Below are 25939 nucleotides of genomic sequence, written 5' to 3' on the forward strand. Positions count from 1 at the left end.
GGCTCACTCCCTCGCGCCGCGGAGCACGGAGTTGCCCATGAAGGTGGCCCCTGCACCGACCAGCTCGTGGTCCTGGGCGCCCTCGGGCGCTTCGGTGTCGGGCAGCTCGAGGCGGCCGCTGCGGCCGTAGAACTCGACGGGGTTGCGCCACAGCACGCGGTCGACGTCGTCGGCGGTGTAGCCCGCGGCGAGCATCGTCTCGGCGACCCGGCGCGTCTTGAGCGGGTCACTGTTGCCCCAGTCGGCGGCGGAGTTGACGATCATCCGGTCGAGTCCGTAGCGCCGGAGGATCTCGACCATGCGTCCCTCGTCCATCTTCGTGTCCGGGTAGACGGAGAAGCCCATCCAGCAGCCGGACTCGGCGACGACACCGACCGTCACCTCGTTGAGGTGGTCGACGAGGACCGCCGACGGTTCGAGCGCCGACTCGCGCACGACGTCGAGCGTGCGGCGGGTCCCGGCGAGCTTGTCCCGGTGCGGCGTGTGCACGAGCGCGGGAAGCTCGTGCTCGGCGGCGAGCGCGAGCTGCGCGGCGAAGACGTCGTCCTCCTCCGGCGTCATCGAGTCGTAGCCGAGCTCACCGACGGCGACGACGCGGTCCTTGGCGAGGTAGCGGGGCAGCACGTCGAGCACCTCGCGGCAGCGGGCATCGTTGGCCTCCTTGGGATTGAGGCCGATCGTCGCGTGGTGCGCGATGCCGTACTGCGAGGCCCGGAACGGCTCCCACCCGAGCAGTGCGTCGAAGTAGTCCGTGAACGAGCCGACGCTCGTGCGTGGCTGCCCGAGCCAGAAGGAGGGCTCGACGACGGCGCGCACACCGGCGGCGTGCATCCGACGGTAGTCGTCGGTGGTGCGGGACGTCATGTGGATGTGGGGGTCGAAGATGCGCACGGCTGCTCCTCAGTGGGCTCGGTGGGGGCGGGTGTGGGGGTCTCGCCCCTCGGTGACGGCGAGGACGGTGCGAGCGTCCGGGGGCACCACCCGTCCGGCGGCCTCCCGCTCGGCGGCGTAGTCGCGCACCATCCGGGCGAGCTCGTCGTCGGCGCGGTCGGCGAGGCCGGCGACCTGCTCGACCGGGACTCCGGTGAAGAGCACCTTGAGCACGGCCTGACGCCACGTGTCGTCGTCGAGGTGGGTGGCGGCATACGGCCCGACGGCTGCTGCGACGAGGCGGGTGTCGTTGGTGCGCAGGGCGTCTCGCACGATCGGGAGCGCTCCGTCGCCGATCGCGGCAGGACGGTCGAGTGCGTCGAGGGCGGGCAGCGCGAGCAGCACGGCCCGTCGCTCGGCGGCATCGCCGTGGTCGTAGAGGCGTCGCACGACACCGATGACGTATGCCGTGTCGCCCGGGACCGCGAGCAGCAGCGCCTCACGCGTCGCGTCGCCGTCGAGACCCTCGCGGGCTGCGGTGCGCGCGGCGGCGGCGAAGTGCCGGTCGATGCTGCCGGGGTCGGTCCGCACCTGCTCGAGGGCGTCGGCGGTGGTCGTGCTGGTCGTCGGGCTCATCGGCCCACCTCCTGGGGTCGTCGCGTGCGGTCCGGGTCCTGCGCTGCGCGCTCGGCGTCGCGCAGGAAGTCGAGGCTGGCGGCCGCGAGGGTCGGCGCGGCGTGCGAGTGGCGCGGCAGCTCGACGGCGACGAGGCCGGTGAACTCGACAGCGGCCAGCGCAGCGAGCACCGGCGGGAAGTCCACCTCGCCGTCGCCGAGGGGCAGGTGCTCGTGCACGCCGCGCCGCATGTCGTCGATCTGGACGTTGGCGAGGAGGTCACCGGCGCCGAGCACGCAGGCGGCAGGGTCGGCGTCCTCGGTGCAGCGGAGGTGCCCGACGTCGATGGTGAGGCGCAGCCGCTCGGGTGCGCCGAGCCGGCGTCGCAGCTCGAGCACGTCGGCGACCCGCTCGACGAACATCCCGGGCTCCGGCTCGAGGGCGAGGTCGACGCCGTGCGCGTCCGCCTGAGGCAGCAGGCGGGACACGGCGGCCTCGACGCGCGACCACAGCTCGTCGCGACCTGCCGCAGCGGGTGCGATGCCGCTCCAGAACGACACGGCGGGCGCGCCGAGGTCGGCCGCCACCCGGATCGCCCTCTCCAGCAGCTCGATCCGGCGCTCGCGCCCCTGGTCGGAGACGAGCGTGGGCTCGTGCTTGCGCCGGGGGTCGAGCACGTAGCGGGCGCCGGTCTCGACGACGACACCGAGCCCGTGGCGTTCGAGCAGGCCGGCGACCTCCCTCGTGCGGGCGGCCAGGTCGGGCGCGAAGGGGTCGAGGTGGGCATGGTCGAGGGTCAGGGCGACCCCGTCGTAGCCGAGGTCGGCCAGCACCGCCACGGCGTCGGCCAGGCGGTGGTCGGTGAAGCCGTTGAGGCCGTAGCCGAAGCGCAGGCTCATGTGGCCGACACCCTTCGCATGGCCGCGGCCCCGACCGGCGCCGAGGCGGCGAGCCCGAGTGCCGCCCCGGGGTGGCCCGCCGCCGCGAGCGCCGCACCCTGCAGCGGCACGAGCCCCCGGATCCCGGCCCCGGTGGCGCGTCGGACGGTGCCGGCGTCAGGGCTGCGCACGGTGGACAGCTGGGCGCCGAGGACGCTCACGGCATACCACCCCGTCAACGCGAGGGAGGCGGCGACGCCGAACGGCCCTGCGGCGCGGGCTCGCCCGGTCACCGAAACGTGTCGGGCCGCTGTGGCGCCGGCGACGACGGCCGTGGCCGCGACGCAGGCCCGCGCCACGTCGCTCGACCCACCGTGCACCTCGCCACGGCTGAGGGCCGTCACCCCTGCGGTGTGGGCCGCGACGAGCGCCGCGGGAAGCGCGGCCGCACGCAGGCCGGGGAGGCCGCCCGCACTCGCTCCGAGGAGCACGTCGAGCCCGCGCGTCGAGGCCATCGTCGCGACGCTGACGGGGCCCTCCTTGGGGGCGAGGTCGTAGGCCCACACGGCGGCGGCGAGCACCGCCGCCGTGGCGGCGGACCGGCGTCCCCCTCCGACGCCGGCCACCGCCACCCCGGCCACGGTGAGGCCGGCGGCGACCGCCAGCGCGGTGCGGGCCGGCACGCGACCCGACGGGATGGGCCGCTCCGGTCGCTCGACGGCATCGAGCCGGCGGTCGGCCCAGTCGTTGAGCGCCATGCCCGCCCAGTAGAGGCACGTCGACGCGACCGGGAGCGCCACCGACCGCGGGCCGGCCGGCCAGCCCGCGCTCGCCGCGCCCGCGAGGGTGTCGCCGGGCACGGTGAGGGCCGCCGGCGCGCGCACCAGCTCCGCGAGGTCGCGCAGGGACGTCACGACGCCGTCGCCCACTCCGTCAGGATGCGGTGCTGCTCGAAGAGGCGGTGCTCGTCCGACCCCACCGGGTCCTTGAAGAAGAAGCCGAGGGCCGGGAGGGGGCCGGTCTCCCCGCGCCGGGCGGCGAGGTCGAGCAGCCGGGCGAGGTCGATGACGAGCGGGGCGGCGAGGCTCGAGTCGCAGCCCTGCCACGTGAACTGCATCGACATCCGGGTGCCGAGGAACCCGGAGAAGGTCAGGTGGTCCCACGCCGTCTTCCAGTCGCCGAGGTCGGCGATGTTGTCGATGTGGACGGGGCCGTCGACCGGGTGACCGAGCATCGCCTCGAGCCCGCGCGCCTTGCTGCGGGCCTTGCTCTCCATGGCCTCGGGGTCGGCGAGCGTCGCACCGTCCCCACCACCGAGCAGGTTGGTGCCGGCCCACGAGCGGACCCGGAGCGAGCGCGCCGCGAACATCGGCGCGAGCACCGACTTCACGAGCGTCTCGCCGGTCTTGCCGTCGCTGCCGCCCCACGGGACGCCGTGTCGTTGCGCGAGCTGCTCCAGCGCGGGGAGGCGGGCGCCGGTCGACGGGGTGAAGTCGACGAAGGCGGCACCCGCGGTGAAGGCCGCCGCGGCATACACCGAGCTTGCCGGCAGGGGCGACTCCCCTGCGGCCCAGGCCTGCTCGAGAGCGTCGAGGGCGGCGTGCGCGGGGTGGGCGACGACGACGGGCTCGGTGGAGCTGACGTTGACGACCACGACACGGGCGAGGGACTCGGCCTCGGCGAAGGCACGGATGTCTCCGGCGAGGCGCTCGACGGCGTCCGCCTGCCGCTCCTCGCCGTCCCGGTGACCGTGCCGGATGCGGTGGCACGTGCGGTCGAGCTCGTCAGAGACGAGGGCCAGCGCCGCGTGCGGGATGACCCCGGCGTCGGCGAGCTGGGCGGCCCGCTTGACCAGCGGCACGTCGGTGACGTCGTGGCCGCCGAGCACGAGATGGCCGAGCGGCACGAGGTGGGCTCCGGCCAGCTCCGGCTGCTCGGTGACGAGGCCGTCGGGAGCGGCGCCACCCGCGGTGATGAGGGCCAGGCCGGCCGCGACCGTCGTCGCGACGGAGCCGCGGGCCCCGATGAGCCAGAGGCCGGTTCGTTCGTCCGTCATGTTCTTCTCCTCGAGTGTGGGGCCGGTGACCGGCGGCGGGCTGGGGGGACCCGCCGCCGGTCACCGGGATCGGTCAGCGCAGCGAGGCGATGACCGCGTTGGCGTCGCGCTGCAGGGCGGCCGAGGCCGCCGCGTCACGGACGTTGCTGCTGGACTTCGCCGCGTCGACGTAGCCCTGGAGCTGCGAGACCGCTGCGGTTGTGCGACCGCCGGCGATGTGCTTCTCCGCCTGCTGGAGCCGCTTCTCGAGCTCCTTCTCGCCCGCCGGGGTGACGAGGCCCTCGCGGGCCAGCCGCTCCGTCAGCGCCGTCAGCGTGCCGACCGAGGTCGTCGTCGTGAACGTCCTCGTCGTCGTCGTGGCGAGACCGGCCTTGTCGGTGGCCGTGACGACGAGCGTGTGGCTGCCGAGCGGGAGCCGCCAGAGCGCGAGCGGCTTGTCGGCCGCGACGGGGTTGCCGTCGACGGTCGCCGTCACGGTGTCGATGCCGCTCGTGGCGTCGGTCGCCGTCCAGGTGAGGTCGCCGGAATTGCCGACCGAGGCACCCTCGGCGGCACCGGAGACGGTCACGGTCGGTGCCGTCCTGTCGAGCTTGACCGTCACCGAGCCGACCTGGCTGACGTTGCCGCCGTTGTCGGTGGCCCGGTAGAGCACGGTGGTCGTGCCCTCGGTCGAGACCGTCAGCGCGGTGTTGGCGTTGACCCAGGTCGTGCCGCCGTCGGTGGAGCGCTGGCGCGAGGCGACCGTGCCGTTGTCGGTCGCGGTGACCGTCACGGTGACGTTGCTCGTGTACCAGCCGTTCGCCCCGTTCGGCGTCGCCGGGTTCAGGGTCGCCGACACCGTCGGAGGCGTGACGTCGGCGACGCCGTTGCCCACGAAGGTCAGCGAGTCGAGCACGACGCCACCGGTCGAGGTGACGTAGAGCTTGCCGGTGCCGCTCGGCTTCGACGACAGGCTCCCTGCCGTGTCGGTCCAGCCGGAGCCGTTCACCGCGACGGTCCCGAAGGGAGCGGCCGTCGGCGAGTTCCATCGCAGCGACAGGGTGCCGGTGCCGGTGGCGCGGGCGGTCACGCCCGTGACGCCGACGAGGTTCGCCGGGTCCCAGGCCAGCCAGTCACCGGCGTCGAACGAGGTGACCTTGCGCAGGCCGCTCGCCGTCGTGTCGGCCGTGATCTCCACACCCTGCGTCGCGTCGGCCCACTCGGCCTCCTGCTTCTTGGGGTTGAGGATCAGCTGCTCGGTCGTCGTCGCACCGGGCAGGCCGTTGGCGCCGTTGTCGGTGTAGGTGATGACGACGACGCCGAAGATGTTCTCGGTCTCGCCGTGCTGGGTCGCGTCGGCCGGGGTCGGGATCGCGAACTGGCAGCCCGTGCCCTGGCTCAGCGGGTGGGCGTGCGCGTCGTGTCCCAGACCGAAGGTCCAGCTGACACGGGAGCACACCGTCGCGGTGCCGTCCTCGGGGTCGGACGTCTTGACGTCGAACGGCACGGCCTGGCCCCAGTCGAAGAAGCCACCGTTGGGCGGGGTCGCGATGGTGACGGTCGGCGCGACGTTGCCGACGCTGATCGACGTGCTCGTCAGGCCGCGACGGCCCTGCGGGTCGGTGACCCGAAGACGCGCGGTGTACTTGCCGAGCTCGGTGTAGGTGAAGCTCGCCGTGGCACCGGTGGCGTCGAAGGTGCCGTCACCGTTGAAGTCCCACTCGTAGGTGAGGGCCCCACCTTCGGGGTCGACCGAGCCGGACGCGTCGAAGGCGACCGTGAGCGGCGCGGTGCTGCTGCTCGCCGGGGTGGCCTTGATGCTGGCCTGCGGCGCCTTGTGCCCGGGCGAGTAGTCGATGCGGTAGAGGCCTGCGTCGGGGTTCTGACGGAAGAAGCCGTCGCCGTAGTCGAGGACGTAGAGCGAGCCGTCCGGCCCGAACTCGATGTCGATCGGGCTGTCGGTGATCGGCTGGCCGTTCGTCTCGAGGTCCTTGTTGGGCAGGAAGTGCTGGATGTGGTCGACGGGTCCGTTCGGCCACTGCACGTCGAAGACGGCGAGGTAGTCCTGCGAGAACTCGGCGAAGAACGCCTTCTTGTCCCAGTGGGCCGGGAACTTCGTCGTCGACGGGTTGTTCGCGTCGTAGTGGTAGACGGGACCGCCCATCGGGCCCTGGCCACCCTGCGGGTCGAAGTCGGTCAGCTCGGGCCACGGCTGGTGCGTGTTGTTGTCGCCGTAGTAGAGCGTCGGCGCGGTCGCCGGCGGCACCTGGGCGAGCCCGGTGTTCCACGTGGAGTTGTTCTTGGCTCCGGCGTTGCAGTCGAACCACGGTCCGGGCGTCGCCGTCGCGAAGTTCCACTCGTTGTAGTTGGCGTTGGGGCCGTGGCAGTAGGGCCAGCCGCCGTTGATCGGCTTGTCGATGGCCGTGGTCTGCCACTCGACGTAGCCCATCGGGCCGCGCTGCGGGTCGGGAGCGCCCGCGTCGGGACCGTAGTCACCCCACGAGACCGAGTTCGTCACCGGGTCGACGTCGATGCGGAACGGGTTGCGCACGCCCATGACGAAGATCTCGGGTCGGGTCTTGGCGGTGCCCGGCGCGAAGAGGTTGCCCGCCGGGATCGTGTAGGAGCCGTCGGCCTCGGGGTGGATGCGCAGGATCTTGCCGCGCAGGTCGTTCGTGTTGCCGGCGCCGCGTCGGGAGTCGAAGCCGGGGTTGAAGCCGGGTGCGTTGTTGTTCGGCGCGAAGCCGTTGGCGCCGGGGGCGCTGGCGGGCGTGTTGTCACCGGTCGAGAGGTAGAGGTTGCCCTTGTCGTCGAAGTCGACGTCGCCGGCGACGTGGCAGCACTGGCCGCGCTGGGTCTCGACCTTGATGATGACCTGCTCGCTCGCGAGGTCGAGCTTGTTGCTCGCGTCGTCCCACCGGAAGCGGCTCAGCTGGTTGTAGCCCTTCCACTGGTCCCAGTACGACGCGTCCGCACCGGCGGGCAGGCTGTTGGGCGCCGAGCCCGTCGGGGTCGAGGCGATGTACGGCGCCGTCATCGTCTTGGGCGCGTAGTAGAGGTAGACCCACTTGTTCGTCTGGAAGTCGGGGTCGAGGGTGACGGTCTGCAGGCCGTCCTCGGAGTTGTTGTAGACGGACAGCGTGTTGACGACCTTCGTGACGTCCGAGTCGGGGTCGACGAGTCGCACGTCGCCGTTGCGGGCCGTGGTGAGCACCCGTCGGTCGGGCAGCACGGCCATGTCGATCGGCTCACCGGTGTCCTTGGTGAGCGTGATCTTCTCGTAGTTGGACCAGTCGAGGGCCGGCTCGGTGCCGTGGTCGACACCGTCGTGGGCCGAGGCCGGGAGGGTGGCCACGGCGCCGAGCGCCGTGCAGGCGAGGACGGCTGCCGCAGTTGTGGCAACCAGCCTCCTCGCCCTGGAACGGGAAGTAGCATTCATCGGTACGTCCTTCTTGACAGAGACGGGCGAAGCCGGTCCCCGGGGAGTGCGCCGCTGCAACGGCATCTGCACTCCCCGGGTCCCGGTGTTTCCGGGGTATGCCGGCCGCCGGCGTGTGGCGGTCGACGTGCGTTCCGGGGGTGGCGGGTCAGCCGCGCAGCGCGGCCATCCCGTCGTAGCTGACCTTCGAGAGCTCCATCGACTGGTTCGGAGCGGTGGTCGCGTTGCCCGGGGCGGTGTCCATCTCCCACATCGGGTTGTGCGAGCCCTTGGCGCCGACGCGACGCAGGAACGTCGAGTAGTCGATGTCGCCCTGGCCGAAGGGGGCCATGACGTAGCCGTTGGCCTGCGTCGTGTCGATCTTGCCGTCCTTGGCGTGGAAGAGCGGGAAGCGCTTCGTCTGGGCGGCGACGACCGCTGCGGGGTCGAAGATCGAGGTCACGACCGAGCCGTCCGGGGCGGTGTACGTCTTGTGCTTGTACTGCGCGACGTGGGCCCAGTAGATGTCCATCTCGAGGTAGACGTGCTTCGGGTCGGTGTTGGCGAGGAAGTACTCGAGACGACGCACGCCGGAGGACCGGGTCGGCCGGCCGGTCGCGTCGAGCGGCCCGCTGTCGAGCAGGAAGCTGTAGGCGATGTCGTGGTTGTGCGTGTAGAGCTTGAGCCCGTGGCGCGAGGCCCGCTCGCCGTAGAAGTCCCACCGTGCGGCGGCGGCCTCCCAGTCGGCGACGTAGGCGCTGCTCGTCGGGTCGCTGCCGGTGCCGATGTGGCCCATGCCGAGGATGTTGGCGATCTCGCAGGCCGTGTCGAACGCCGCGATGTTGGCGTCGGTGATGGTCGACGGGACGGAGCCGTGGTTGCCCTCGGCCTGCAGGCCGAGGTCGTCGAGCCACGAGCGCAGCAGGGTGGCGCCGGCGACGTTGTTGAGGTTCGCACCGCCCTCCGCGTTGGCGTTCTGGGTGAGACCGGCGAACTCGATCTGGCGGTAGCCGATCGAGGACAGCTCGGTCAGGACCTCCTTGAAACCGGAGGCGTAGGGCGAGGTCAGCGGGTTGCGGCTGACGGCGTCGCGGACGGTGTAGAGGATGATCCCGCGGCGGGGCGCGGGGATGAGGACGCCGTTGGCGCCCGGGGCGCCCGGGGCGGCCTGCGCGGCTGCCGCGCCGGTCACGGCCACTGCGGCTGCCATGCCGGTCGTGGCGGCGAAGAACTGGCGACGGTTGAGGCCGAGCTTGCTGACGAGCTTGAGCGGGTTGACGTCGTTGTCGTGCTGCATGTGAGCGTGCTCCTTCGGGGGGTGACAGAGACTTGACGTTGCGGCGGCGAACCGGATCCTCTTGTCCGACAGGAAGGTCGGGCCCGCCCCCGCGACGTTCAGGACATGGCCGGCGACGTCGCGTGGGCCCCGTCGATCGGGGTCCAGGACCCCTCCCGCTCCACGCTGGTCTCGACCGCCGACAGGATCCGCTGCACCTGGAGCCCGTCGGAGAAGGAAGGACGAGGGTCGGCGCCCTCGGCGATGGCGGTGACGAGGTCGACCGCCTGGTGGGTGAAGCCGTGCTCGTAGCCGAGCACGTGTCCGGGCGGCCACCAGGCCGCCACGTAGGGGTGGGTGGACTCGGTGACGAGCACCCGGGTGAAGCCGGCGTCGCGGCTCGGGACGCGACCGTCGAAGACGTGCAGGACGTTCATGTCCTCGAAGTCGAAGGCGATCGACCCGTCGGTCCCGTTGACCTCCAGGCGGATCGCGTTCTTGCGGCCGTTGGCGAAGCGCGTCGCCTCGAACGTCGCGAGCGCGCCCCCGCTCATCCTCGAGACGAGCACGGCCGCGTCGTCGACGGTCACGAGGCCGGTGGTCGCCGAGCCGTTGAGGGCGGCCGTGGCGCTGATGCCGCCGGTCCCGACGCTCGACGGGTCGGCCACGGGCCGCTCGCGCACGAACGTCTCGGTGAGGGCCGAGACCCCCGTCAGCCGCTCCCCCGTCACGAACTGGGCGAGGTCGACGATGTGCGCCCCGATGTCGCCGAGGGCCCCGGAGCCGGCGCGCTCCTTCTGCAGGCGCCACGTCAGGGGCGACGCCGGGTCGACGAGCCAGTCCTGCAGGTAGGCGCCGCGGACGTGGAGGATGCGGCCGAGGCGTCCCTCGGTGACGAGACGACGGGCATACGCGATGGCCGGGACCCGACGGTAGGTGAAGCCCACCATCGAGCGGACGCCCCTGGCCCGGGCCGCCTCGGCGGCGGCGACCATGGCCTCGGCCTCCCCGACCGAGTTCGCAAGGGGCTTCTCGCACAGCACGTGCTTACCGGCCTCGAGCGCGGCGACCGCGATCTCCGCGTGGGTGTCGCCGGGCGTGCAGATGTCGATGACGTCGATGTCGTCCCGATCGAGCAGGCGCCGCCAGTCGGTCTCGACGCCCGCCCACCCGAAGCGGTCGGCGGTGTCGCGCGCCGCGGCCTCGTTGCGCCCCGCGACGGCGACCAGGCTCGGCACGGCCGGCACGTCGAAGTAGCTGCCGGCGTTGCGCCAGGCCTGGGAGTGGGCGCGGCCCATGAAGGCGTAGCCGATCATCCCGACCCCGAGGGTGGGCTTGCTGGGTGTGGTCATGACGTCCTCACATCCGACGTGGGGGTGTGCTGCATGGCGTCCGGTTCTGGTGCGTCCTGAGGGGTGGCGCCCACGCACCGGCGTGCGGGCGTGGGCGCCGTCCCGTCAGGACTCGAAGCCGAGCGGCAGGTACTGGTCGACGTTCGCCTTGTTGACGACGGGCGCGTTGAGGACGACGCGCCTCGGGACCTCGACCTGGACGAGGTCGCTGATGCCCTTGCCCTGCGCGACGAGGCGCGCGAGCTTGATGCCGTCGGCCGCCTGGGTGGGCGGGTAGATGACGGTCGCCTCCATCTTGCCCTCCTTGATCCACCGCATCGCGTTGGCCGAGCCGGCACCGCCGATGAAGGCCATCTCGTGGCGGTTCGCCTGGTCGAGGGCGGCCATGACGCCGACACCCTGGTCGTCGTCGTGGTTCCAGAGGATGTCGATCTTCGGGGCGGCCTGGAGCAGGTTCGAGGCCTGCTTCTCGCCCGACTCGACGGTGAACTCGGCCGCGACGCGGTTGTCGACCGTCTGGTTGCACGCCTTGAGGGCGTCGGCGAAGCCCTTGCTCCGGTCCTGCGTCAGCGGGAGGGCGTCGATGCCGGCGATCTCGGCGATGACCGGGTTGGTGAGGCTCTTGTCCTTGACGAGCTTGCAGGCGTAGGTGCCGGCCGAGACGCCCATGCCGTAGTTGTCGCCGAGCACCGTGGCCCGCGCGGCGAACGGGCTCGAGAACTCGCGGTCGACGTTGATGACGGGGATGCCGGCCTGCATGGCCTTGGTCGCGATCTCGGTGAGGGCTGCGCCGTCGGTCGGGAGCAGGACGATGGCGTCGACCTTGTCGTTGATGAAGGTCTCGATCTGGGCGATCTGCGCGCTGGCGTCGTTGGTGCCCTCGGCCGCCTTGAGCTCGACGTCGCTGTACTTCTTGGCCTCGGCGAGCGCCGAGTTGTTGATCGCCGCGAGCCAGCCGTGGTCGGCGGCCGGGCCGGAGAAGCCGATGACGACCTTCTTGCCCGGGGCGTCGTTGTCGCTCGCGGCGTTGCCCGCTGCCGACTGGGTCGACGCCGCCGGAGTGGTCGCCGGGTCGTTGCTCGTGCACCCCGCGGCGACGAGGGCCGCGCTCATGGTGAGCGCCAGGACGGCGACGCGCTGGGTCGGACGGGAGAGTGATGCGGACACGCTGACTCCTATGTGAGCGGTGAGGGTTGCTGCCTGTGCGGGTGGTGAGGGGTGGTGCTGTGTGAGTTGGTGTGGCTGGTGGTGCGATGTGCTGTCGACGCATCCGGCTGCCCGGTCGATCCCCCGATCGACCGGGGGACGGCTAGGTCGACCTCGTGCGGGAGACCCGCTGCTGGAGCAGGACGGCGGCGACGATGATGGCCCCCTTGGCCACCGCCTGCGTCGAGGTGTCGAGGTTGTTGAGGGTGAAGACGTTGGTGAGCGTCGTGAAGATGAGGACACCGAGCACGGTGCCGACGACGGTGCCGCGGCCACCGCTGAGGAGCGTGCCGCGGATGACGACGGCGGCGATCGCGTCGAGCTCGTAGAGCGTGCCGTGGGTGGACGTGCCGGTCGTCGTGCGGGCCATGAGCATGACGGCCGCGATGCCGCAGGCGACGCCGAGCAGGATGTAGAGGTACATCGTCTGGTGCTGGACGCGGATGCCGGCGAGACGGGCCGCCTCGGGGTTGCCGCCGATGGCGAGCGTGCGCCGACCGAAGGTGGTGCGGTTGAGGAGCACCCAGCCGGCGACGGCGACGATCGCGAACATGATGACGAGCACCGGGATGCCGAGCACGCTGCCGCCGAAGAAGTCGATGAAGCCGCGCTCGCGGACGATCTGGGTGCGCCGCTTCGCGATGAGCTCGGCCAGGCCGCGGGCTGCCGCGAGCATGGCCAGGGTCACGATGAAGGGCGCCATCCGGCCGTAGGCGACGAGCACCCCGTTGACGAGCCCGCAGACGCCCCCGACGACGAGAGCGGCGACGACCATGACGATCCAGTGGTAGTTCGCGGCCATGGTCTGGGTCGCCACGGTCGTGGCCCAGACCGAGGACAGCGCGACGATGGCGCCCACCGACAGGTCGATGCCGCCGCCCGAGATGACGAAGGTCATGCCGACGCTGACGACACCGATGACCGAGCCGAGGCGCAGGATCGTCAGGGCGTTCTCGGGGCTGGCGAAGCGGTCACCGGCCGTGATGATGCCGACGACGACGAGCAGCACGAGGGCGAGGACGAGTCCCGCGCTGCGTCCGGCCGGACCGCTGAGGAGGCCGGCGAGACCTCCGTGGCGACCAGCCGTGGGGCCGCCGACCGGCGGACCGCTCGGCGGGCTGTCTGCGACGACCGGCTCCCCTGCCCGGTCGACCTTCGTGACGTCGGCGCTCATGCCGCGTCTCCCTTCAGGATGATGTCGAGGACGGCGTGCTCGTCGAGCTCGTCGGCCGGCCCCTCGTGACGGACGGTGCGGTCGGCGAGAACCAGCACCCGGTTGGACAGCCCCAGCACCTCGGGGATCTCGCTGGAGACGACGACGACGGCGACGCCCTCGTCGGTGAGGCGACGGATCAGGGCGTAGATCTCGGAGCGGGCCCCGACGTCGACGCCCCGGGTCGGCTCGTCGAGCAGGAGCACCTTGCAGCCGCGCAGCAGCCAGCGGGCCAGGACGACCTTCTGCTGGTTGCCGCCGGACAGGGTGCGCGACTCGCGGTGCACACCCCGCGGTCGGACGTCGAGCGACTCGAGCAGCTCCTCGGCCGCCTCGACCTCGGCGGAGCCGTCGAGCAGGCCGCCGCGGGAGAAGCGGGGCAGCGTCGCGAGGGTGATGTTCGAAGCGAGCGAGGCACCGAGCACGAGAGCCTGGCTCTTGCGCTCCTCGGGGCAGAGGCCGATGCCGGCGGCGACCGCTGCAGCGACGGAACCGCCGCGCACCGCCCGGCCGCCGACCCGGACGGTGCCGATCGTGGCCTTGCGGGCCCCGAAGATCGTCTCGACGATCTCGGAGCGGCCGGAGCCGACGAGGCCGGCGAGTCCGACGACCTCCCCGGGCCGCACGTCGAACGACACCGCCGCGAACTCCCCGGGCCGGGCGAGTCCCTCGACCCGCAGCACCGGCTCGGCGCCGGCGTCGACCGCGGGCTTGGGCGGGAAGACGTACTCGATCGAGCGGCCCGTCATGAGGCGGATGAGCTCCTGCGTCGGCGTCGACCGCGCGTCGAGGCCGGTGGCCACGGTCCTGCCGTCCTTGAGCACGGTGACCCGGTCGCCGATCTCGCGGATCTCCTCGAGGCGGTGGGAGATGTAGACGACGGCAACGCCCTGGTCGGTGACCTCGCGGATGACCCGGAAGAGCTGGTCGACCTCGCCGGCGTCGAGCACCGCGGAGGGCTCGTCCATGATGATGAGCCGCGCGTCGCGGGAGAGGGCGCGGGCCATGCTGACGATCTGGCACGAGGCGGCCGAGAGGGTGCCGACCTCGGCGGCGGGCGAGATCTCGGGGTGGCCGAGACGCGCGAGCAGCGCGGCGGCCTCGCGGCGGGCCGCGGGGCGCTGCGAGAACCCGAACCGGGTGGGCTCGTGACCGAGGAAGATGTTCTCGGCGACGGTGAGCCCCTCGACGAGGTCGAGCTCCTGGTACATCGTCGCGACGCCGAGGTCCATGGCGGCCTGCGGGTGGTGCAGGGTGACCGGCTCTCCGAGCCACTCGATGGTGCCCTCGTTGGGCTCGTGCACGCCGGCGAGCACCTTGATGAGCGTGCTCTTGCCCGCGCCGTTCTGGCCGAGCAGGCAGTGCACCTCGCCGGGAAGCACGTCGAGGTCGACGCCGCCGAGGGCGACGACCCCCGGAAAACGCTTGACCACGTTGGCCATTCGCAGCAGCGGTGCGTCGGCTCCATCTCGCCGTCGAGATTCCATGCGTCACACCGTGACCCACTTTTGTCGGCACGTCAAGCAAAAGTTTTCTCTGGACACGACAAAGCCTGTTGCATGACATACGGAAGATGCGTGTGCTTGACTTGAAGGGTGCGTCAAGAGTCAACGTCGTCCGCGTATGCCGCCAGTGCCGTCAGTGGCGCCGGCGAGCTGCTCCAGCTGCTGCGTGACGAGACCCCGCGCACCCGTGCCGAGCTCGCCAAGCTGACCGGGCTGGCCCGCTCGACCGTCGGCGCCCGCGTCGACGCGCTGCTCGCGACGGGGCTGCTCGCCCCGAGTGGCGAGGCGGTCAGCACCGGCGGCCGCCCGCCCGTGCGCTTCGCCTTCAACCCCGAGGCGCGGGTCGTCGTCGGGGCCGACATCGGCGCCACGCACGGCCGGGTCGCCCTGACCGATCTCAGCGGTCGACCCATCTGCGAGATCGGCGAGAGCCTCGACATCACCGACGGCCCCGAGGTCGTCCTCGACTGGCTCGTCGCCACGACCCGGCGCCTGCTCAAGCAGGCGGGGCGCCAGCCGCGCGAGCTCATCGGCATCGGCATCGGCGTGCCGGGCCCGGTCGAGCACTCGAGCGGGCGCCCGATGCGGCCGCCGATCATGCCCGGCTGGGACGGCTACGACGTGCCGCGACACCTCCAGCGCGACTTCGACGTGCCGGTCCTCGTCGACAACGACGTCAACATCATGGCGCTCGGGGAGCACGCGATGGCCCACCCGGGCGTCGAGCACCTCCTCTTCGTCAAGGTCGCCACGGGCATCGGCGCCGGCATCATCAGCGGAGGCCGCCTGCACCGTGGAGCCGTCGGCGCCGCCGGCGACCTCGGGCACGTCGCCGCGCCCCACGCGCCGGAGGTGCTGTGCTCGTGCGGCAACATCGGCTGCCTCGAGGCCGTGGCCAGCGGACCGGCGATCTCCAAGTCGCTCAAGGAGATCGGCATCCTCGCCGAGTCCAACGCCGACATCGTCGAGCTCGTGCGCGGCGGCAACATCCCAGCGGCCCTCGCGATCCGCCAGGCCGGCCGCACCATCGGCGAGGTGCTGGCCACCTGCGTCAGCCTGCTCAACCCGTCGGTCATCGTCATCGGCGGCTCGCTCGTGCAGGCCGGCGAGAGCCTCATCGCCGGCGTCCGCGAGGTCGTCTACGGGCGCTCGCTCCCGCTCGCGACCGGGGTGCTCCAGATCGTGCCCGCCACGACGGGCGTCCAGGCCGGCGTCATCGGTGCGGCGACCATGGTCATCCAGCACTCCCTGACGGCCGACCGCGTCGACCTCGCGATCGCGAGGCAGTCCGCCTCCTGAGTTCTGAATAGTTGGCTCGCTGCGCTCGCGTGTCCGGCGCTCCGAACTGTTGGCTCGCTGCGCTCGCGTGTCCGGCGCTCCGTTGCGTCCCGCCCTCCCTCCTCGGCTGGCTCGCTGCGCTCGCTTCGCTCGTCGGTCCAGGCGGGACGCGCGCCGAACGTGCTCTGCGGCCACAATGGTGGACATGACCGATCACCGGCCCGTCGAGACCTGGCTCACCGACATGGACGGCGTCCTCGTGCACGAGGAGGACGCGATCCCCGGAGCCGCGGAGTTCATCACCGCGCTCGAGCAGTCGGGTCGGTCGTTCCTCGTGCTGACGAACAACTCCATCTTCACGCCGCGCGACCTGCGCGCCCGACTGCTCATGAGCGGCATCGACGTCCCGGAGCGGGCGATCTGGACCTCGGCCCTCGCGACGGCGCAGTTCCTGGCCGAGCAGCGCCCGGGTGGGTCGGCCTACGTCGTCGGCGAGGCCGGCCTGACCACGGCCATGCACGACGTCGGCTACGTCATGACCGACCGCGACCCCGACTACGTCGTCCTCGGTGAGACGCGCACCTACTCCTTCGAGGCGATCACCCGGGCGATCCGCTTGATCGAGAAGGGTGCCCGCTTCATCGCGACGAACCCCGACCCGAGCGGCCCCAGCCCGGCCGGCACCCTCCCGGCCACCGGCTCGGTCGCCGCCCTCATCTCGACCGCGACGGGACGCCAGCCCTACTACATCGGCAAGCCCAACCCGCTCATGATGCGCAGCGCCCTCAACCGGCTCGACGCGCACTCCGAGACGACGATCATGGTCGGCGACCGCATGGACACCGACATCATCAGTGGGCTCGAGGCCGGCCTGCGCACGGTGCTCGTGCTCACCGGGTCGACGAGCCGCGAGCAGGTCGAGCACTTCCCCTACCGGCCCAGCCGCATCGTCGACTCGGTCGCCGACCTCGTGCAGTTCGTCGCCGACGAGGACCGGCAACCCGAGCAGGGCTGAGCCGCAACGCCGCTCGTCGAGGCAACCACGACACATGCCGTCAGGCGAGGTGGTGCGTCTCGGCCAGGGCGTACACCGGTGTCGGGATGCCCTCGAGGCGCGCCTTGAGCTGCAGCGCGAGGTAGCGGGAGTAGTGCCGCGACTGGTGCAGGTTGCCACCGTGGAACCACAGGTTGTCCTGGCGGGTCGGCTTCCACATGTTGCGCAGCTCCCCCTCCCACGGACCCGGGTCCTTCGTCGTGTCCGAGCCGAGGCCCCAGCACTTGCCCACGGCATCGGCGACGTCCTGGCTGATGAGCTGCGCGGCCCAGCCGTTCATCGACCCGTAGCCGGTGGCGTAGACGACCGCGTCGGCCTCGAGCTCGGTGCCGTCGGTGAGCACGACCGCGTGCTCGGCGAGGTGGTCGACCTGCCCGCGCACGAGGCGGATCGCGCCCTTGGCGACGAGCTCGGAGGCGCCGATGTCGATGTAGTAGCCCGAGCCGCGTCGGAGGTACTTGAGGAAGAGCCCCGAGTCGTCGTCGCCGAAGTCGAGGTCGAAGCCGGCCGACTCGAGCGCGGCGTAGAAGTCCTTGTCCTGCTCGCGGATGGCGTCGAAGGCCGGGCGCTGGAAGTCGGCGAGGATCTTGTAGGGGATCGACGCGAAGACGAGATCGGCTGTGTCGTGGTCGATCCCGGCGGCGACGGCCTCCTCGGAGTAGAGGGGTCCCAGCACCTTGTCCATGAGCGAGTCGGACCGCACGATGTGAGTGCTCGACCGTTGGAGCATGATCGGCTCGGCGCCGTTCTGCCACAGGTCGGCGCAGATGTCGTGGGCCGAGTTGTTCGAGCCGACGACGACGACCTTCTTGCCGGCGTAGCGCGCTCCGCCGGGGTGCTTGCTGCTGTGGTGCTGGTCGCCCCGGAAGACGTCCTGGCCCGGCAGGGTCGGCACGTTGGGGATGCCGCTCATGCCGGTCGCGAGGACGAGCTGCGCCGGGTGGAGCACGACCTCTCGACCCTCGCGGGTCACGTGCACGGTCCACGCGCCGGCGGCCTCGTCGAAGGAGGCCGACGTGGCCTCGCTGCTGCTCCAGTAGTCGAGCTCCATGACGGTGACGTAGCTCTCGAGCCAGTCGCCCATCTTGTCCTTCGGGGTGAAGACGGGCCAGTGGTCGGGGAAGGGCAGGTAGGGCATGTGGTCGTACCAGACCGGGTCGTGCAGGCACAGCGAGTGGTAGCGGCTGCGCCACTGGTCTCCGGGCCGTGGGTAGCGGTCGATGACGAGCGTCGGCACGCCGAGCCGCTTGAGGCGGGCCGCGAGGCCGATGCCGCCCTGGCCGCCACCGACGACGAGCACGTAGGGCTCCGCGTCGACGCCGTAGGACTCGACCTGCTGCTGCCGCTTGTCGAGCCAGTTCTCGGTCGAGACGTCGACGCCGTGCTCGGCGCCCCGCGGGCGCCGGGAGCCCGAGGGCTCGGGGTGGTCCTTGAGCGCCTGCGCGCTCGTGAGCAGGGTCCACGCCCGGCCGTCGCGGACGCGGACGAGCCCCTTGCCGGTGAAGGTGTCGTTGCCGAAGGTGAACCACGCCTCGTGGACCCCGTCGGCCTCGGACTCGCTCGTCACCTCGATGTCGGTGGGCCAGGCGCCCCGCTCGACCCCCGAGAGCATGGCGGCGACCTGCTCGCGCCCCTCGGCCGTGTGCAGGTTCCACGTCATGCTCGTCAGGTCACGCCAGTAGCACTCGTCGCCGAAGAGACCGGTCACCCGGTCGACCTCGCCGGAGGCCAGTGCCTCGGAGAACCGTCCGAGCCACTCGCCCGCCGTCAGCTGCTCACCCATCGCCAACTCCTTCGTCCACGTGGTGGGGTCGTGCCGACGGTAGGTGTGGCCGGACCGCGCCGACAGAGTTGCAGAACGTTGCAGCCCCTACCCCTCCCTCCCCTCCCCCTTCCTCCCCTCCCGTCGAGTGGGCAGTTCGTCGACAGGGTGGTGCGCGACCGATGGCGTATGCCGGGTGGTCAGGTCGCGTCGGGCCGCACCGTCGCGCGCGTGGTGAGCCGGTAGGGCCGGCTCTCGATGAGGCCACCGAGGCGTTTGCGCAGGCGCGACATCTCCGCGCGGATCGTCACGGGCGTCGTGGCACCGTCGAGCAGGGCCATGAGGCCTGCCGTGTCGAGGCCGGAGGGGTGCCGGGCGAGGAGGGCGACGATCTCGGCGTGCCGCTCGGACAGGGCGATCTCGACGGTCGAGCCGGCGGTCGTGACGAGGATGCGCGGGCTCGGCCGGCGCACGACCTCGACGGTCGCCGGGGCACTGACCGCCTCGTGGAGCACCCAGCCGCCGGTGATCGCCTCGGCGCGGACCTGTCCGATCTCGGGCACCCACACGGTGCCCTCGCGCAGGCTGCTCGGCACCCAGACCCGCTCGCCCACGCCGTAGCCCTCCGCCCGGGCCACCCACCCGTGACGGTCGACGACGACGAAACGCCCCGACCCGGCATACGCCTCGCTGGCGCGGGCGACCCGGCGCAGGTCGCGTTCGTGCTGACCGGCGAGGGTGTCGACGGCCTCGCGCACGGCCATGGTCACGAGCATGAGCGTGTGCGGATGCGCGGTGCGGAAGGCCCCGCTCAGCGTGACCACCCCGAGCGGCGTACGGGCACGCCGGTCGAGGATCGGCGCGCTCGTGCACACCCAGGCGTGCTGGTCCTCGCGGGCGTGCTCAGGTCCGAAGATCTGGACCGGGCGACGCTCCTCCATCGCGGTGCCGAGGGAGTTGGTGCCGACGTCGCCCTCGCGCCAGCGGGCGCCCTCGACGAAGCCGAGCCCGTCGCTGCGGCGGCGGATCGGCGACGGCCCGAACATCCACAGCGGGTAGCCCTCGTCGTCACTGATGACGAGCTCGTTGCCGGCCTCGTGCGCGAGCGGGAGCAGCCGGTCCTTGAGGATCGGGACGACGGAGGCGAGCAGCCGCGACCGCTCGCGTCGGGCGAGCAGCGCGTCGTCGGAGATCGGCGTCGAGATCTTGTCGCCCTCGGGGTTCTGTCGCAGCCACGACCGCGCGACGACGCCGCGAGCGCCGGCGGGCACCTCGTGCGTGTGCGCCCAGGTGCGGTGCAGGCGCAGCAGGTCCCGGGCCTTGGCGGCAGGGTCCTCGAAGGCCGTCAGGGCCGCCTCGAGACCGGGGACTGTGGACATGCGCACCTTTGCGTCAGGTGTCCCGACGCGACGTCGTGCGCGTGGGGACACGGCTTCCCGTGATCGTGGCACGACGGGAGGCCGCTTGGGTAGGGCGCGTGCGGGTGGGCCGTCAGCGCCGGAAGAGGCGCCGCCACCACGGGGGGCGCGCTGCCAGGGCCGCGGCACGGGCCGCCGCGGCGGCCTCACGCGCCTCGCGCTGGCGCTCGTCGACGACGGCCCGCAGCGGACGCCAGCCCTCGACCATCTCGTCGACGTCGAGGGTCTTGGCGAGGAGCGGCGGCAGGTTGCCAACCGCGGGACGCAACCGGTCGGCGAGGACGCGCCTGTTGTAGTCCTCGATGATCTCCCGGACCTGGGCCTCGGTGCGCACGTCGGCGAGCGACTCCGGGTAGCCCGCCGCCTCCTGGCGCAGGGCGAGTGCGCCCGGCAGCGCCCCGCCGAGGTCGAGGTTCTCGCGCGCTGCGAAGCGCTTGACCCACCAGTCGGGGTCGCCCGAGTCGCTGAGGTCGAGGGGCTTGCCCGCGCCCGGCAGGTTGTCGAAGTCCCCACGCTCCTGCGCCTCGCGGATCTGCTTCTCCACGGCACTCTCCCAGTACGGCTGGCCCGTCATGTCGTTCACGCTAACCGATTCGCGCCACGACATTCCGGACGATCCCGGGCAACCCCGGCGCGTGACGGACGCCGCCGCCCGGAATCTCCGGGAACCGCGTCCGGGACCCGGCCGACATGTCCTACGTTGTCGGGAGCAGCCCCGAGATGGGCTCGGGGACATCCATGGGGATCGGGGGATCCATGTATGGGTTTCGGGGGCTCATGACGTACCGCGCCCGGCAACGGGTGCAGTGCCGAGGGGCTGCACGGGATCGCGGCGCCGTCACAGCCCTCGTCGCGATCCTCTTCTCGACCGGCGTCATCATCGCCATGCTGGCGCTCGTCGTCGACATCGGCTCGATGATGTGGGAGCGACGGCAGCTGCAGAACGGCGCCGACGCCGCGACGCTCTCGCTCGCCCAGGACTGCGCCTCGAAGCGAGCGACGTGCGACCCGGCCACGCCGGGCCTCAAGCAGCTCGCGAACGCCAACGCCGCCGACGGCTTCGGCGGCATCCAGCGCGTCTGCGCGGTTGGCACGTTCGTCGGGGCCGACCGGTTCACCGGCTGCACGGGCACGACGGGGGCACTCACCGACTGCCTGCCGGCACCGGCCGGGTCCACAGGGCCCTACGTCGAGGTCCGGACCCGCACGTCGACCGACCTCGCCGACACGGGGACGGTCCTCAAGCCCTTCTTCGCCCAGGCCCTGGGCTGGAACGGCGCGACCGTCTCGGCGTGCGCGCGGGTCGGCTGGTCCGGCGGCCACCCGAGCACCGTCCTGCCGGTGGTGCAGTCCCAGTGCGCCTGGGACGACGCGACGGCCAACGGCACGGACTTCCCCGCCGCGCCGCCCTACGCCCTGGACGGATCCGGCGTGCCGGCGACCTCACCGCTGCCCCGAGTGCCGGTCGCCGGGAAGTACGTCAGCATGGTCATCCTCCAGACGAAGAACGAGAAGGTCGACGGGACGAAGAAGTGCGGCTCCGGAGGACCGGGTCAGTACACACCGGGCAACTTCGGCTGGCTCGACTCGACCGGGAAGAAGACGTGCTCCGTCGACCTGACGAGCGACAAGGGGACGATCACGGCCGGAGGCAAGCCCGGCACCAGCGTCCCGAGCGGCTGCCCGGCCGTGCTCAGGGCCAGCGTCGGCTCGATCGTCTACATCCCGATCTTCACGAGCGTCGACGGGCGCGGAGCCAACACGGAGTACACCATCGACGGGGTCTCCGCCTTCTACCTCGCCGGCTTCCACGTCACGGGCAACTCCGACACCGACGGCTTCACGGCGATCGATCCCTCGGGGAGCGCGACGCAGTCGTGCGCGGGCGAGAAGAACTGCCTGTGGGGATGGTTCGTCTCCCCGGTCATCCCCGTCGACGCCGTGCCCAACACCGGCACCGACCGTGGGCCGCAGCGACTCTCGATGATCGGCTGAGCTCAGGTCCCGGCCGGGCGGGCGAGGAGGGCGACCGTCTCCGCGTCGCCGAGCCTGAGATGGTCGCCGTCGACGACGAGGGGCTGCGGCTCGGACAGGACGGCGAGCAGGCGCTGCTCCTGCTCCATGGCCTCCGGGGGTCCGGCCATGCGGGTCGTCGCGGCGTCGAGGACCGCGAGCATCCCGTCGGCCGCCTCGTAGCGGCCCATGACGCGGTTGACGCCGGTGCTACCGGTGACCCTGCCCTCCGCGTCGAAGGAGAGCTGCGGCCTCGGGTCTGTCGTGACGACGCCACCGACCTGCTCGACCACCCACGTCGTGCCCGCGAGCACCTCGTCCACCATGCCACCACGTTATCCGGGTGCGCTCCGTGACGAGGTCGGGTAGACCGGATGCGGTCAGCGTCCACGACGACAGGGGATGACGTGCTCGGACTCGTGCGCCACCAGTTCCGCGTGCACCCGCTCGGGGTGGTCCTCGTCGTCGTGAACGCCCTCTTCGTCTCCGGTGTGTCGGTCGGTGTGCCGTGGCTCGTCGGCGGCCTCGTCGCCGACCTCCCGGCAGCGGCGGCCGGAGGCCCCCTCGGCGCCATCGGCCTCGAGTTCGGTGGGCTCGTCGCCGTGCTCGCGGCGCAGGTCGTCGTCTCGGGCACCCAGGAACCGGTCTTCCAGGACCTCAGCCTGCGCACCGAGAGGGACGTGCTCGCCCGACTGACCCGGCTCTTCGTCGCCCCCGTACGGATCCAGCACCTCGAGGACCCCGACTTCCTCGACCGGGCCCACCGGGTGCGGTCGCGGCTGTGGGAGATCAACCAGGGGCTCATGCAGGGCGGCATCGCCCTGACCGGCCTGCTCACCGTCGTCGGTGCGACCGTCTCGGTCGGTGCCGTCGTCGGTTGGCCCAGCGCGCTGCTCCTCGTGGCGGCCGCGCTCGAAGTGGCCGTCATCCGGGCCGTCCTCATGCGCCGCGAGCTCGACCAGTGGGTCGGCGCCACCGAGCACCAGCGTCACGCGGAGTACGCCTTCGGGCTCGCCACGGGGCTCGCCCCCAAGGAGGTGCGCGTCTTCGGCCTGGCCGACTGGCTGGCCAGGCGCTACTGGGACCAGATGTCGTTGTCGTGGAAGCCCTTCTGGCGCAAACGCATCCACAACTCGGTGTGGACCCTCGTGCTCGACGGCATCCGGGCGGCGATCGCCGTCGGGGTCGTCGTCCACGTGGTCCGGGCGGCGCTCAGAGGTGGCCTGGCGGTCGGCTCCGTCGCGACCGCGATCCCCCTCGTGCTGCTCCTCGCCCAGGCGGAGATCGGCGGACTGCCCCTCTTCGTCCGCGGCGCCGCGATCCTGGCCGACCTCCGGGAGACCGAGCGCATCTACGGTCGTCCGATGCCCGAGTCGCCCACTCCCCCGGTCGATTCGGCCGTACGCACCCCCGGGCACACGGCATACGCCCCGGTTGCCGGGGGCACGCACGGGCGCCCGCCCACCGTCACGCTGCACGACGTGACCTTCACGTATGCCGGACGCGACGTCCCCGTGCTCGACGGTCTCTCGCTCCGCATCGGTGCCGGCGAGAACGTCGGGCTGGTCGGCGTCAACGGGGCGGGCAAGTCGACGCTGATCCGGCTGCTCACAGGCACGGTGCGTCCCGACACCGGTCGGATCGAGATCGACGGGGTCGACCTGGCGACGATGTCCGACGCCGAGGTCACACGGTGGCAGCGTCGGGTGGCCGTGCTGACGCAGGAGTTCTGCCGCTACCCGTTGACGGCTCGCGACAACGTGACGCTGGGCGCGGGCAGGCTGTGGGCCGAGACGGACCGCGCCGACCTCGACGTCACAGCCGCCCGCTCGGGAGCGCTCGACGTCGTGGTCGGCCTGGGGGCGGGCTGGGACACGGTCCTCGACGCGACCTACCCCGGCGGCCAGGACGTCAGCGGTGGCCAGTGGCAGCGAATCGCCCTGGCACGAGCGGCGTTCGGCCTCACTCGGGGTGCGGGGATGATGGTCCTCGACGAGCCGGCGGCGGCGCTCGACGCCAGGTCCGAGGCCCATCTCGTCGAGCGCCAGCTCGCCCTGACCTCCGGCATCACCTCGCTCGTCGTGTCGCACCGCTTCTCGGTGCTGCGCCCGATCCCGCGCATCGTCGTGCTCGAGGGCGGACGCATCACGGAGGACGGCTCGCACGACGACCTCATGGCTGCGGGTGGCACGTACGCCCGGCTCTTCTCCCTCCAGTCGTCGCGGCTCTTCGCCGGGGAGGGCCGATGAGCACGCTGTGGCGGCGGGTTCGCCTGTGGCTGGTGCTCGGCCTGGCGGCCGCGCCGTGGCTCGCGGCCGCCGGTCTCGTCATCTCCGTGCTGGCCGCGGTGCTGGCGCCGCTCGCCACGCTCGGCGTGGGCCGCGTCGTCGACGGGCTCGGGACGGCGGACGCGGAGCGGGTGACGAGCGGACTGTGGCTCGTGGGCGCCGGGATCGTCGTCGCGGTGCTCCAGTCGGTCTCGTGGCCCCTCGTCTGGTCCTTCGTCGAGGACCTCGGCGAACGCTACGCCCACGACCACGTGCTGCGCGTCGTGGCCGGCATCCCCACGGTCGCGCACCACGAGGTCCCGGAGATGGCCGACCGGGTCGCGCTGGTCCGGCGTCACGCCCGACACCTCGGCAACGCCGGGCTGCGCCTGTCGACCGACCTCTCGGCCCTCGTCGGGACCGTGACCCTCGCGGGGGTCCTCGCGTCGATCGCGTGGTGGCTGACCCTGCTCCTGCCGGCCGCCCTCTTGCCGGCCTGGGCGTCGGGTCGTGCGTTCCGGGCGCGCATGGACGCCGAGCGGGACAACGCGCAGGCGATCCGGGTCGCCGACCGGCTCCAGGACATCGCACGCGACCCCGCGACCGGCATCGAGGTGCGGTGCAGCGGCGCCCCGGCGACTCTCCTCGCGGCGCAGGACACCTCGCTCGACCAGCGCCTCTCGGCCGTGGCGGCAGCAGCCCGACGCACGCGTGCGCTCGCCAGCCTGTCCCGCCTGGCGTGGATCGCGGTGCTGGCCGTCTGCCTCGTCGGCGTCTTCGGTCTCGTGCGGTCCGGATCCCTCGGCGTCGGGTAGCTCGTCGTGCTCGTCCTCCTCGTCCCACAGGTCGAGGCGATGGTGGGCATGCTGGAACGTATCGTCGTGTATGCCGTCCAGACCTCCCAGCACGTCGCGCGCCTCGACGAGGTGAAGCAGTATGCGGCCGGCTTCGTCACGCCGGCGGGGTCGGCTCCGGCCGTGCTGGGTCGCGGGCTCGAGCTGCGGGACGTGTCGTTCACCTACCCGGGGGCGGCGGAGCCGAGCCTCTCGGGCATCGACCTCGTGCTCGAGCGCGGCACGACCGTGGCGCTCGTCGGCGAGAACGGCGCCGGCAAGTCGACGCTCGTGTCGCTGCTCGCCCGGCTGCACGACCCCACGGCGGGCACGATCCTCGTCGACGGCCGGTCGCTCGGCGAGATCCCGCACGCGGACTGGCAGGCCCGGGTCGGCGCGGTCTTCCAGGACCATGCGACCCCGCACGTGCTGCTCCGGGAGTCGGTGGCCATGGGCGACCTCGACCACGCCGGCCGCGCCCGGGTGGCGTCTGCGCTCGAGCAGGCCGATGCCACCCGGCTGGCGGACGACCTCCCGCACGGCGTCGACACCCAGCTGGGTCGGGAGTTCGCCGGGGGCACCGAGCTCTCCGGGGGTCAGTGGCAGCGGCTCGCGATCGCCCGCGGGATGATGCGGGACACACCCCTGCTCATGCTCCTCGACGAGCCGTCGTCGGCCCTCGACGCGCAGGCCGAGGACCTCATCCTGCGTGGCTACCTCGAGCGGGCTCGCGAGGCCGGCGCCCGCACCGGTGGGATCACCGTCATCGTCAGCCACCGCATGTCGACGGTACGAGCAGCCGACCGGGTCATCCACCTCGTCGACGGTCGGCTGGCCGAGGACGGCACCCACGAGGAGCTCATGGACTCCGGAGGGGCCTATGCCGAGCTCTTCGAGCTTCAGGCGAGGTCGTACCGCTGAGGCGGTGTTGAGTCGCGAAATAGAC

21 protein-coding genes are annotated in these 25939 nt (G+C 72.0%); 6 read left to right on the forward strand and 15 right to left on the reverse strand.

Going from position 1 to position 25939, the window contains the following annotated elements:
- Window positions 1-3: 3 nt before the first annotated feature.
- From TAE01_RS07065 to TAE01_RS07115, 11 genes are all read right to left on the reverse strand, one after another.
- Complete coding sequence (locus TAE01_RS07065; RefSeq protein ID WP_147064830.1) at window positions 4-891, reverse strand: TatD family hydrolase; 888 nt, start codon at window positions 889-891, stop codon at window positions 4-6.
- Window positions 892-900: 9 nt separating this feature from the next.
- A complete protein-coding gene (locus tag TAE01_RS07070; RefSeq protein ID WP_147064832.1) occupies window positions 901-1506 on the reverse strand; it encodes an EboA domain-containing protein in 606 nt (201 codons plus the stop codon).
- Window positions 1503-2384 (reverse strand): sugar phosphate isomerase/epimerase family protein, encoded by an 882-nt coding sequence (locus TAE01_RS07075; RefSeq protein ID WP_147064834.1) that lies wholly within the window; start codon window positions 2382-2384, stop codon window positions 1503-1505. The genes TAE01_RS07070 and TAE01_RS07075 overlap by 4 nt, the downstream gene beginning before the upstream one ends.
- Window positions 2381-3292, reverse strand: coding sequence for an SCO3242 family prenyltransferase (locus TAE01_RS07080; RefSeq protein WP_186815079.1), 912 nt, complete (start codon window positions 3290-3292; stop codon window positions 2381-2383). Before TAE01_RS07080 ends, TAE01_RS07075 begins: the two co-directional genes overlap by 4 nt.
- Window positions 3274-4419 carry an inositol-3-phosphate synthase gene (locus tag TAE01_RS07085; RefSeq protein ID WP_147064836.1) on the reverse strand — a complete coding sequence of 382 codons (1146 nt, stop codon included), beginning with the start codon at window positions 4417-4419 and terminating at the stop codon, window positions 3274-3276. Before TAE01_RS07085 ends, TAE01_RS07080 begins: the two co-directional genes overlap by 19 nt.
- Before the next feature lie 73 nt (window positions 4420-4492).
- Window positions 4493-7753, reverse strand: coding sequence for a PQQ-dependent sugar dehydrogenase (locus TAE01_RS07090; protein ID WP_147064838.1), 3261 nt, complete (start codon window positions 7751-7753; stop codon window positions 4493-4495).
- A 232-nt stretch (window positions 7754-7985) separates the two neighbouring features.
- Window positions 7986-9113, reverse strand: coding sequence for a sugar phosphate isomerase/epimerase family protein (locus tag TAE01_RS07095; RefSeq protein WP_147064840.1), 1128 nt, complete (start codon window positions 9111-9113; stop codon window positions 7986-7988).
- Window positions 9114-9211: 98 nt separating this feature from the next.
- The gene (locus tag TAE01_RS07100) at window positions 9212-10444 is read right to left on the reverse strand and encodes a Gfo/Idh/MocA family protein (protein WP_147064842.1); all 1233 of its coding nucleotides are present in this window, start codon (window positions 10442-10444) and stop codon (window positions 9212-9214) included.
- 105 nt (window positions 10445-10549) lie between these two features.
- Window positions 10550-11611, reverse strand: coding sequence for a substrate-binding domain-containing protein (locus TAE01_RS07105; protein WP_147064843.1), 1062 nt, complete (start codon window positions 11609-11611; stop codon window positions 10550-10552).
- A gap of 142 nt (window positions 11612-11753) precedes the next feature.
- Window positions 11754-12824 (reverse strand): ABC transporter permease, encoded by a 1071-nt coding sequence (locus TAE01_RS07110; protein WP_147064845.1) that lies wholly within the window; start codon window positions 12822-12824, stop codon window positions 11754-11756.
- The gene (locus tag TAE01_RS07115; RefSeq protein WP_147064921.1) at window positions 12821-14305 is read right to left on the reverse strand and encodes a sugar ABC transporter ATP-binding protein; all 1485 of its coding nucleotides are present in this window, start codon (window positions 14303-14305) and stop codon (window positions 12821-12823) included. The genes TAE01_RS07110 and TAE01_RS07115 overlap by 4 nt, the downstream gene beginning before the upstream one ends.
- A 153-nt stretch (window positions 14306-14458) precedes the next feature.
- On the opposite strand from TAE01_RS07115, the gene TAE01_RS07120 reads away from it, so the two are divergent.
- Both TAE01_RS07120 and TAE01_RS07125 read left to right on the forward strand, forming a co-directional pair.
- Entirely contained in the window at window positions 14459-15667 is a 1209-nt protein-coding gene (locus TAE01_RS07120; RefSeq protein ID WP_147064847.1) for an ROK family transcriptional regulator, read from the forward strand.
- 175 nt (window positions 15668-15842) lie between these two features.
- A complete protein-coding gene (locus TAE01_RS07125) occupies window positions 15843-16661 on the forward strand; it encodes an HAD-IIA family hydrolase (protein ID WP_371860827.1) in 819 nt (272 codons plus the stop codon).
- Window positions 16662-16701: 40 nt separating this feature from the next.
- On the opposite strand, the gene TAE01_RS07130 is transcribed toward TAE01_RS07125, so the two are convergent.
- The 3 genes from TAE01_RS07130 to TAE01_RS07140 all read right to left on the reverse strand — a co-directional run bounded on the left by TAE01_RS07130 (window position 16702) and on the right by TAE01_RS07140 (window position 20454).
- Window positions 16702-18483, reverse strand: coding sequence for an NAD(P)/FAD-dependent oxidoreductase (locus tag TAE01_RS07130; RefSeq protein ID WP_147064850.1), 1782 nt, complete (start codon window positions 18481-18483; stop codon window positions 16702-16704).
- Window positions 18484-18662: 179 nt separating this feature from the next.
- Entirely contained in the window at window positions 18663-19841 is a 1179-nt protein-coding gene (locus TAE01_RS07135; RefSeq protein WP_147064852.1) for a helix-turn-helix domain-containing protein, read from the reverse strand.
- Between the two features lie 112 nt (window positions 19842-19953).
- Window positions 19954-20454 (reverse strand): DnaJ family domain-containing protein, encoded by a 501-nt coding sequence (locus tag TAE01_RS07140; RefSeq protein WP_147064853.1) that lies wholly within the window; start codon window positions 20452-20454, stop codon window positions 19954-19956.
- A gap of 182 nt (window positions 20455-20636) precedes the next feature.
- On the opposite strand from TAE01_RS07140, the gene TAE01_RS07145 reads away from it, so the two are divergent.
- A complete protein-coding gene (locus tag TAE01_RS07145; protein ID WP_186815080.1) occupies window positions 20637-21875 on the forward strand; it encodes a pilus assembly protein TadG-related protein in 1239 nt (412 codons plus the stop codon).
- A gap of 2 nt (window positions 21876-21877) precedes the next feature.
- Here TAE01_RS07145 and TAE01_RS07150 read toward each other — a convergent pair whose 3' ends face one another.
- Window positions 21878-22219: an META domain-containing protein gene (locus tag TAE01_RS07150; RefSeq protein WP_147064857.1), complete on the reverse strand. Its 342-nt coding sequence runs from the start codon at window positions 22217-22219 to the stop codon at window positions 21878-21880.
- Window positions 22220-22267: 48 nt separating this feature from the next.
- Between TAE01_RS07150 and TAE01_RS07155 the strand changes: the two genes are divergently transcribed.
- The 3 genes from TAE01_RS07155 to TAE01_RS07165 are packed head-to-tail and all read left to right on the forward strand — an operon-like array spanning window position 22268 to window position 25914.
- Window positions 22268-24142: an ATP-binding cassette domain-containing protein gene (locus TAE01_RS07155; RefSeq protein ID WP_147064859.1), complete on the forward strand. Its 1875-nt coding sequence runs from the start codon at window positions 22268-22270 to the stop codon at window positions 24140-24142.
- Window positions 24139-24975, forward strand: a complete 837-nt coding sequence (locus TAE01_RS07160) for a hypothetical protein (protein WP_147064861.1) — start codon at window positions 24139-24141, stop codon at window positions 24973-24975. The genes TAE01_RS07155 and TAE01_RS07160 overlap by 4 nt, the downstream gene beginning before the upstream one ends.
- Before the next feature lie 6 nt (window positions 24976-24981).
- Window positions 24982-25914 (forward strand): ABC transporter ATP-binding protein, encoded by a 933-nt coding sequence (locus tag TAE01_RS07165; protein ID WP_147064863.1) that lies wholly within the window; start codon window positions 24982-24984, stop codon window positions 25912-25914.
- Window positions 25915-25939 lie beyond the last annotated feature (25 nt).

The organism is Terrabacter aerolatus (assembly GCF_007991735.1).
GTDB lineage: Bacteria > Actinomycetota > Actinomycetes > Actinomycetales > Dermatophilaceae > Terrabacter > Terrabacter aerolatus.